Origin of the sequence: Fusobacterium perfoetens (genome assembly GCF_021531595.1) — a bacterium.
Taxonomy (GTDB): Bacteria; Fusobacteriota; Fusobacteriia; order Fusobacteriales; family Fusobacteriaceae; genus Fusobacterium_B.
The window spans coordinates 1-796 of record NZ_JADYUD010000031.1; the positions used below are offsets into that span (position 1 = coordinate 1).

Annotated in this window: 2 rRNA genes; both read left to right on the forward strand. The window is 48.6% G+C overall.

From position 1 onward, the window contains the following. Nucleotides 1-610, forward strand: a 23S ribosomal RNA gene (locus I6E17_RS09805); the annotation flags it as partial. Between the two features lie 65 nt (nt 611-675). Continuing rightward, nucleotides 676-792 (forward strand): 5S ribosomal RNA (gene rrf / locus I6E17_RS09810). The last annotated feature ends 4 nt before the right edge of the window (nt 793-796 follow it).

Sequence of the window (796 nt, forward strand, 5' to 3'; positions counted from 1 at the left end):
CGGAGGCGCCCAAAGGTTCCCTCAGGTTGGATGGAAATCAACCGCAGAGTGTAATGGCAGAAGGGAGCTTGACTGCGAGACTGACGGGTCGAGCAGGTGCGAAAGCAGGGCATAGTGATCCGGCGATTCCGAATGGAAGGGTCGTCGCTCAACGGATAAAAGCTACCCTGGGGATAACAGGCTGATTTTGCCCGAGAGTCCATATCGACGGCAAAGTTTGGCACCTCGATGTCGGCTCATCTCATCCTGGGGCTGGAGAAGGTCCCAAGGGTTGGGCTGTTCGCCCATTAAAGAGGTACGTGAGCTGGGTTCAGAACGTCGTGAGACAGTTCGGTCCCTATCCACTGCAGGCGTAAGAGTATTGCAAAGATCTGTCCTTAGTACGAGAGGACCGGGATGGACAAACCTCTGATGTATCAGTTGTCACGCCAGTGGCACAGCTGAGTAGTCACGTTTGGAAGAGATAACCGCTGAAAGCATCTAAGCGGGAAACTGACTTTAAGATAAGTACTCTATAGACAACTTCGAGACTAGGAGTTTGATAGGTTGGGAGTGTAAGAGCAGCAATGTTTTTAGCGGACCAATACTAATAAGTCGGAATCTTAATCTTATTGGTTATTACTGTGTAGTATCGAGTGCCTGAGGGCATAAGACAAAAGAATAAAGAAAAAAATGATTGGTGAGAATAGCTACAGGGGTACACCTAGAAACATACCGAACCTAGAAGTTAAGCCTGTAAACGCTGAAAGTACTTAGGGGGCAGCCCTTTGGGAGGATAGGAACTTGCCAATCTTTT